Below are 7,636 nucleotides of genomic sequence, written 5' to 3' on the forward strand. Positions count from 1 at the left end.
GGGGCGCGCGGCGGGCGCGCGGGTCTCGGCATCCGGCGCAGACGTCGCGGGTGGGGCCGCCGCAGGCGCTGTCGTGTCGGTCGCGGGCGGCTTCGCGGACCTCCCGGTGTCCCCAGTCAGACCGGGATCATCGGGGGTCGAGTCGATCGGTAATGGGGGCAGGCGCGCGCCACGCTTGATCTCGGCCTCGGTCAGGGGCGCGAACTGGGGCCCGCTGAGCTCCGGGGGACGCGGCGGGATCCACGGCGCGCCGCTCACGTTCTCGGAGACGCCCGTGTCATCGAACACCATGGGCAGGAAGACCACCGCCAGCGCGGCGAGCGCCGCCGCCCCCACGAGTCGCTGTTTCAGCCTTTGTTCCATCGGTCCCCTCTACGGGAGCGATTCTAAAGGAGCGATGGGAGCACCCCGGCAACCGTCAGGAACGAGCCCGTGACCAGCACCCGGTCCCCGCGCCTGGCCCGCGCCTGCACCCCCCGGAGGGCCGCCTCTGCGCTGTCGTAACAGGTGACCGATCCGCGCCTCCCCAGCGCGGCGACCTCACGCGCGAGGAGCGAGGCGGCCGTGCCCCGTGAACCCGGCAACCCCGTGACATGCCAGTGATCGACCAGCCCTTGTATTCTGTCGAGGAAGCCGTGCCGGTCCTTGTCCCGCAGCATCCCGAAGATGGCGTGGGTCTCGGCCGGAGCGGGAGCTCTGCCCATCGTTCGGTGCTGCCGGAGGGTCCGGGCCAGGACCTCTGCGGCCTGCGGATTATGGGCGACATCGAGGACGTACTCGAGGCCGCCGGCCATGACGATCTGGAACCGCCCCGGCAGACGAACCGTGGCCAGGCCTTCGCGCAGCGCCGTCTCCGGCACGGGCCGATCGGGGCACAGCATCTCGATCGCCCTCAAGACACCCGCCGCGTTCTGATACTGATAGTCGCCCCAGAGCCCCGGTGCCGGGAGGTCGCGATAGGCGCTACCCGAAGACGCCCATGACCATGAGCCGTCGGCTACGGAATACCGGTAGTCGCGCCCGAGCAGGGACAGTCGCGTACCGAGCCGGCCGGCGTGGTCGATCAGGCTCTCGGGCACCTCAGGGTCGGAGCAGACCGCCTCGCGCCCGGGCCGAAAGATCCCCGCCTTCTCGAACGCGATGGCCGGGCGCTCGTGCCCGAGCCACTCCACATGGTCGATTCCGATCGCCGTGATCAGGGCCACGTCGGCATCGACGATGTTGACCGCGTCCAGGCGTCCGCCCAACCCTACCTCCAGCACGGCGATGTCGAGGTTGGCGTCCTCGCACAGGCTCAAGGCCGCCAGGGTCCCGAACTCGAAATAGGTCAAGGAGGTGGCGCCGCGCGCCGCGTCCACGCGCTCGAAGGCCGCGCACAACTCTTGGTCGGAGACCGGTTCTCCCTGGATGCGGATGCGTTCGTTGTAGCAGAGGAGGTGGGGCGAGGTGTAGGTCGCCACGCGATAACCGGCGGTGCGCAGGATGGCATCGAGGAATGCGACGCTTGATCCTTTGCCGTTGGTGCCGCCCACGCTGATCACCCGGTAGGCGGGCGGTGCGAGGCCTATGCGCTCCTTGACCGACTGGCAGCGTTCCAGACCGAGGTCGACCTCGCGAACGTGCAGGCCTTCCTGCCAGGCGAGCCAATCGTAGAGCGCAGTGTAGCGGGGCCCTCTGCGCCCGGCGGGCTGGTCCTTGATCAGCGGCATCCGTGGCGGCCGGGGATCAAGCCGCGGATCGCCGGTCGAGCAACCCCAGCAACGCCGCTATCTTGTCCCGCAGCACCCGGCGGTCGACGATCATGTCGATGGCGCCGTGCTGCAACAGGAACTCGCTGCGCTGGAAGCCCTCCGGCAGGGTCTGGCGCACGGTCTGCTCGATGACCCTCGGGCCCGCGAAACCGATGAGCGCGCCGGGCTCGGCGATGTTGATGTCGCCGAGCATGGCGAGGCTGGCGGAGACCCCGCCCATGGTCGGATCGGTCAGGACCGAGATGTAGGGCAGACCACGGGCGCTCAAGGCGCCCAGGGCGGCGCTGGTCTTGGCCATCTGCATGAGCGCCACGAGCGCCTCCTGCATGCGCGCCCCGCCGCTTGCGGAGAAGCACACCAGGGGCGCGCGCTGCTCGATCCCGGCGTTGACGCCGCGCACGAAACGTTCGCCGACAACCGAGCCCATGGACCCGCCCATGAACTCGAATTCGAACGCGCAGGCCACCACCGGCTGGCCCTGGATCCGGCCCGCCATCACCACCAGGGCGTCGCTCTCCTCGGTGGCCTTCTGGGCCTGGCTCAGCCGGTCCTTGTAGCGCCTGGTGTCCTTGAAACGCAGGAAATCTACCGGCTCGACACTATCCCCGATCTCCGTGCGGGGCTCGGGATCGAGGAATAAATCTATACGGCGGCGGGCGCCGATGCGCATATGGTGGTCGCACTTGGGGCAGACGCTGGCGTTGCGTTCGAGTTCGGCCTGGTAGAGCACGGCCTTGCACGCCGGGCAGTTCGTCCACAGGCCCTCCGGTACCACGCGCTTGCCGGTACCATCGGTGCGGATCCGCGAGGGCAGGAGCTTCTTGAACCAGTCCATGCCCCAGTCCGAGCTCGCCATGAGCCATCTCCCCGCGGCTAAGCCGCGGCGGGACGCACCCCGTCGATGGCGGCGCGCAGATCGGCAACGAACGACGAGACCTCGCGCTCTGCCCGCTCGCGCTCCCCTTGGAGCGCCTCCAGCCGTGCCACGAGTGCGCTCCCGATCACCACGGCGTCGCTCACCGCGGCCACCTGTGCCGCGCTCTCGGGGTCTTTGATCCCGAAGCCGACCCCGATGGGGAGCGCCGTGTGGCGCCGCACCAGCGCGAGCTTCTCCGCGACCGCGACCGGGTCCAGCCGGTCGCTCCCGGTCACCCCCTTGAGGGACACGTAATACACGAAACCCCGCGCCATCCGGCAGATCTCGGCGATGCGCGCCTCGATGGTGGTGGGGGCCAAAAGGAACACCGGCGCCATGCCTTGGCTCGTTAAGGCGACGACCAGCTCGCCGGCCTCTTCGGGGGGCAGATCGACCGTGAGCACGCCGTCGACTCCAGCCTCGCGCGCCTCGCAGGCGAACGGCGCGTAGCCCACCACCTCGATGGGGTTGAGATAGCCCATGAGCACCACCGGCGTCTCGCGATCGCGCTGGCGAAAGGCGCTCACGGCCTCGAGCACGCGATGGATGGTCATGCCCTTTGCCAGCGCGCGCTCGCTGGAGCGCTGGATCACCGGGCCGTCGGCCATCGGATCGGAGAACGGCACGCCGAGCTCCAGGAGATCGGCGCCGGCCTCGACCAAGCGGTGCATGAGCGGTACGGTCCAGCCGGGCTCCGGATCCCCGGCGGTGATGAAGGGCACCAGCGCCTTACGGCCCGCGGCGCGCAAGCCCGCGAAGCGTTCGTCGATGCGGCTCGCGCCCGTCTCCGGGACCATGCCGCGCACTAGAGCGTGATCCCCTCGCGGGCGGCCACCGTGTGGATGTCCTTGTCGCCACGTCCCGAGAGGCACACGACGATGACCCGCTCTCGGTCCATCTCGCGCGCCAGTTTGGCCGCGTAGGCGAGCGCGTGGCTCGACTCGAGCGCCGGGATGATGCCCTCGGTGCGGGTCAGGTCATGAAAAGCGGCGACGGCCTCGTCGTCGCGGATCGCGACATAGTGGGCGCGCCCGGTGTCCTTGAGCCAGGCGTGCTCCGGGCCGACCCCAGGGTAATCGAGCCCGGCCGAGATCGAGTGCGTCTCCCGGATCTGGCCGTTGTCGTCTTCGAGGAGATAGGTGCGGTTGCCGTGCAAGACCCCCGGGCGCCCGGCGCACAGGGAGGCCGCGTGGCGCCCCGTCTCGATCCCGTCGCCGGCCGCCTCGACGCCATAGAGGGCGACCGTCGTGTCCGGGAGGAAGGGATAGAAGAGCCCCATGGCGTTCGATCCGCCGCCGACGCAGGCTACCAAGGCATCCGGCAGGCCCCCCGTCTGCGCCAGGCACTGGCCGCGGGCCTCGCGGCCGATCACCGTCTGGAAGTCGCGGACCATGGCGGGATAGGGATGCGGGCCGGCCACGGTCCCGATGATGTAGAAGGTGTCGTCCACGTGGGTGACCCAGTCGCGCAAGGCCTCGTTGAGCGCGTCCTTCAAGGTCTTCGAGCCCGATAGCACAGGCACCACGGTAGCGCCCAGGAGCTTCATTCGGAACACGTTGATGGCCTGGCGCTGAATATCCTCCGAGCCCATGTACACCACGCACGTCATCCCGAGCCGCGCCGCGACCGTGGCCGTCGCCACGCCGTGCTGGCCGGCGCCGGTCTCGGCGATGATGCGGCGCTTGCCCATGCGCGCGGCCAGAAGCCCCTGGCCCACGGTGTTGTTGATCTTATGGGCCCCGGTGTGGTTGAGATCCTCGCGCTTGAGGAAGATGCGGGCGCCGCCGAGGCGCTCCGACCAGCGCTCGGCGAAATAGAGCGGTGACGGGCGACCGACGTAGTGCTGGAGCTCATGCTCCAGCTCTGCCTGGAACGCCGGGTCGTCCCGGTAACGGCGGTAGGCCGTATCGAGCGCCGCGAGTGGCTGCATGAGGGTTTCGGCCACGAACCGCCCCCCGTAACGGCCGAAGTGTCCGCCTGCGTCGGGCAGCGCGCGCCCCGCACCATCCCGCTCCACCGCCGCGCTAGCCCCGCCCGACATCCCACACCCCAGAAATGAATCGCCGCATCTTTTCCTCGTCTTTTATGCCCGTGTCGCGCTCCACGCCTCCGCTCACATCCACGGCATAGGGATTTACAACAGCCAGGGCCTGCGTGACATTATCAGGAGTCAACCCGCCTGCCAAGATGATGGGTTTGGCGAGGTCTTTGGGGACGCGCGACCAATCGAAGCGCTGCCCGGTGCCGCCCTCGATGCCTTCGACGTAGGCGTCGAGCAGGAGCGCGCCGGCGTCGTGGTAGGCGACAGCAAAGCCGCGGAGATCGACGTCGGGGCGCATGCGGATGGCTTTGATGTAAGGGCGCCCATAGCACCGGCAGTCTTCGGCGGGCTCCTCGCCGTGGAACTGGAGGACATCGAGGGCTACGGCGCGGAGGACCGCTTCAATGGCGTCTGGCGCCGCGTTGACGAACAGCCCGACGCGGGTCACGAAGGGCGGGAGGGCGGCGACGATGGCCCGGGCGCGTTCCACCCCAACCATGCGCGGACTCTTCGGGTGAAACACGAATCCGACGGCATCCGCCCCGAGAGCCGCCGCCAGCGCACCGTCCTCCGGCCGCGTGATCCCGCAGATCTTCACCCGCACAGGCCTGCCGCCGCGCCTATCGCCCTCGTTGCCTTCCCGTGCACCCCGCATCCTTCGCATGGTATGCGCGAAAGGCCAAGGAATCACCATCCCCGGCGGGCCAGGCGCGCCCCGGCCCGGCGCCGGAGGCGGGTTACGCGATGAAGTCGCGAACCCGCCCTGCAGGCCTATATTCGGCCGAAGTCTCCGTAGCCCGGATGAAACGAAGTGGAATCCGGGATGGGCCTCCCGGATTTCGCTGCGCTACATCCAGGCTACGCGTCCTGTCAGTTATTCGAGAACCCACTTGCCATATACTTTGATAGCCTCGTACATCGCGTCGGGAGCCAGGTCGATCTCTCCCGGCCACGACACGAACCCATCCGTGGCCATGAGCTGGTTGAAAATCTGCGGGTCTTTCAGTCGCTCGAACACCCCATACAGATGCGACGGCAGAAGGTGTACCGTCCCGGTGAGCCCATCTGCGAAGCGCACGGAGAACTCAAGATCTCCGGTCACCTTGGCTTCAACAACATCCCAGCGCATAACAGTATCCTCATTGCAACGGTTGGATCTTCTTTGGATGCTGGTGGCGTTGGCACAAGTCCCAGTCCTCCAGCAATTCAGTCCGGTGAAGTTCCGCCCAGTCGAGCACCAGCTCCAGCGCTCGCCTGGGCAGTTTCCCTTCGATCACGTCCAGCGTCTTAACATTAATCGACGCTTTGAACTCGCTGTACTGCGCGTGGAAGTGCGGCGGCGCGTGTTCGTCGAAAAACATGCGGATAATGATCCCGTAGAACCTGCTGATCGTCGGCATGTCGTCCCCTCCTAGCCTCTTGCTGGTGACAGAGCCGGCTGCCGCGGGGCGGCATGCCGCCGCTCGAAGCGATGTGGTTGCTGAGGGGTTCCAAGATCGAACGCTCGTGGGAGCCGGCGGCTGAGAGCTCGATGGGTCGTTGCAGCAGTTGGGCGAAGAGCGTGTTGCACCCAAGCCCCGCGCGCCGCCGCGCCTATCGCCCTCGTGTCCTTCACGTGCACTCCGCATCCCTCGCATGGTATACGCGAAAGTACAGGGATCACCATCCCCGGCGGGCCAGGTAGGCCCCGGCCCGGCGGCGGAGGCGGGTTACGCGATGAAGCCGCGAACCCGCCCTGCAGACCCTATATGCGGCCGCAGTCTCCGTAGCAGTGCCCGTAGTCCCCGTAGCCCGGATGAAACGAAGTGGAATCCGGGAGGGCCTCACCGGATTTCGCCGCGCTACATCCAGGCTACGCGTGCTACGCTACCGCAGCCAAGCGGCTGACCAGCAAGACGAGTTCGACCTGCCGGCGCACGCCGGTCTTGGCCAGCACCGATTTGAGCTGCGTGCGGATGGTGTTGTCGGTGACATGGAACCGTTGCGCGGCTGCCTTCGGCGTGTCCCCGCGGGCAAGGGCCGCGACCAGCCGGGATTCGGCCGCCGTCAGGCCATAGAGGCGTCGCAGTGTCTCGGTCAGGTCCCGCGGGGCCTCGGCGGGATCGGTGATTTGAAGCCACGCCACGGCTTGGATCCCGAGGTCGAGCAACCGGTTCCCGCTGGGCAAGCGGTGCACGCGGACGGAGTAATCCGTCTTGCCCGAGGGGCGACGGATCTGCAACGCGTCTTCGAGTGGAGCGGCGATGGCGGGGGGCTCGACGCAGGCCGCAAGCGCCCGCATAAACGCCTCGTGGTCCCGTTCGCGGAGCACCGTGACCCGGCTTTCGCGATACGTCAAGCCGTCTTGCTCCCTGAGGATCCGCTCCATACGCGAGTTTGCGTACAGCAACCGACCCGTCGCGCGAGCAGACCGCCATTCCGTAAGGCGAGGCTTCGAACATGCCCTCCTGAACCGCCGACAGCACGCGGGCGCCGTCGATCTGCATGGCCATCCGCACCGCCCGCTGGAGGTGAGGGATGAGGAGCTCTACGAGCCGCTCATCCTTGCGGCCGAAGGGCGGGCGCTCAGGTCCGCGGTAGAGCCCGAGAACAGTCGGCGGGATCGGAGCGGAGTGCTGGTCGAAGATTACTCCTGCACAGGCGTGGAGTATCCCGTCCGGACGCCAGAAATCGTGGTAGAACTCGCTCTGCTTGAAGAGGCGCTTGTCCATGATCGCCCCGTCCGCCAGGGTTCGGCCTGCGACAAAGAGCGATTTCTTCAAGGCCGTCTGTGTGGAGGTATAACCCTAAGTTGTGGATGAGAGACATGAGAGAGGCGGCGTATCCTTCCGCGTGAATCAAACGCGACGCCGGCCTAGGCCGGTGGAAGGAGACGCCACCGATGTTGAAGATAGTCGAGAATGAGGCTGTAAAGGAAGAGGGTCACAC

Annotated in this window: 9 protein-coding genes; all 9 read right to left on the reverse strand. The window is 67.6% G+C overall.

Translation table 11 applies throughout. The features are described from left to right. The coding region (locus tag M3461_17870; GenBank protein MDQ3776080.1) for a sporulation protein at positions 1 to 363 on the reverse strand (363 nt) is incomplete at its 3' end. Between the two features lie 23 nt (positions 364 to 386). Further along, positions 387 to 1,709 carry a bifunctional tetrahydrofolate synthase/dihydrofolate synthase gene (gene folC / locus M3461_17875; GenBank protein ID MDQ3776081.1) on the reverse strand — a complete coding sequence of 441 codons (1,323 nt, stop codon included), beginning with the start codon at positions 1,707 to 1,709 and terminating at the stop codon, positions 387 to 389. Between the two features lie 16 nt (positions 1,710 to 1,725). Beyond that, on the reverse strand, positions 1,726 to 2,586 hold the full coding sequence (gene accD / locus M3461_17880; protein ID MDQ3776082.1) for an acetyl-CoA carboxylase, carboxyltransferase subunit beta: 861 nt from the start codon (positions 2,584 to 2,586) through the stop codon (positions 1,726 to 1,728). A 38-nt stretch (positions 2,587 to 2,624) separates the two neighbouring features. After that, a complete protein-coding gene (gene trpA / locus M3461_17885; GenBank protein ID MDQ3776083.1) occupies positions 2,625 to 3,464 on the reverse strand; it encodes a tryptophan synthase subunit alpha in 840 nt (279 codons plus the stop codon). Between the two features lie 8 nt (positions 3,465 to 3,472). After that, positions 3,473 to 4,708 (reverse strand): tryptophan synthase subunit beta, encoded by a 1,236-nt coding sequence (gene trpB, locus M3461_17890; GenBank protein ID MDQ3776084.1) that lies wholly within the window; start codon positions 4,706 to 4,708, stop codon positions 3,473 to 3,475. Further along, positions 4,692 to 5,363 carry a phosphoribosylanthranilate isomerase gene (locus tag M3461_17895; protein MDQ3776085.1) on the reverse strand — a complete coding sequence of 224 codons (672 nt, stop codon included), beginning with the start codon at positions 5,361 to 5,363 and terminating at the stop codon, positions 4,692 to 4,694. Before M3461_17895 ends, trpB begins: the two co-directional genes overlap by 17 nt. Positions 5,364 to 5,582: 219 nt before the next feature. Then, complete coding sequence (locus M3461_17900; GenBank protein MDQ3776086.1) at positions 5,583 to 5,837, reverse strand: DUF2442 domain-containing protein; 255 nt, start codon at positions 5,835 to 5,837, stop codon at positions 5,583 to 5,585. A 10-nt stretch (positions 5,838 to 5,847) separates the two neighbouring features. Next, positions 5,848 to 6,108 (reverse strand): DUF4160 domain-containing protein, encoded by a 261-nt coding sequence (locus M3461_17905; protein ID MDQ3776087.1) that lies wholly within the window; start codon positions 6,106 to 6,108, stop codon positions 5,848 to 5,850. 461 nt (positions 6,109 to 6,569) lie between these two features. Then, complete coding sequence (locus M3461_17910) at positions 6,570 to 7,046, reverse strand: helix-turn-helix transcriptional regulator (protein ID MDQ3776088.1); 477 nt, start codon at positions 7,044 to 7,046, stop codon at positions 6,570 to 6,572. Positions 7,047 to 7,636: the final 590 nt, after the last annotated feature.

The sequence above is a fragment of the Pseudomonadota bacterium genome, from assembly GCA_030860485.1.
GTDB lineage: Bacteria > Pseudomonadota > Gammaproteobacteria > JACCXJ01 > JACCXJ01 > JACCXJ01.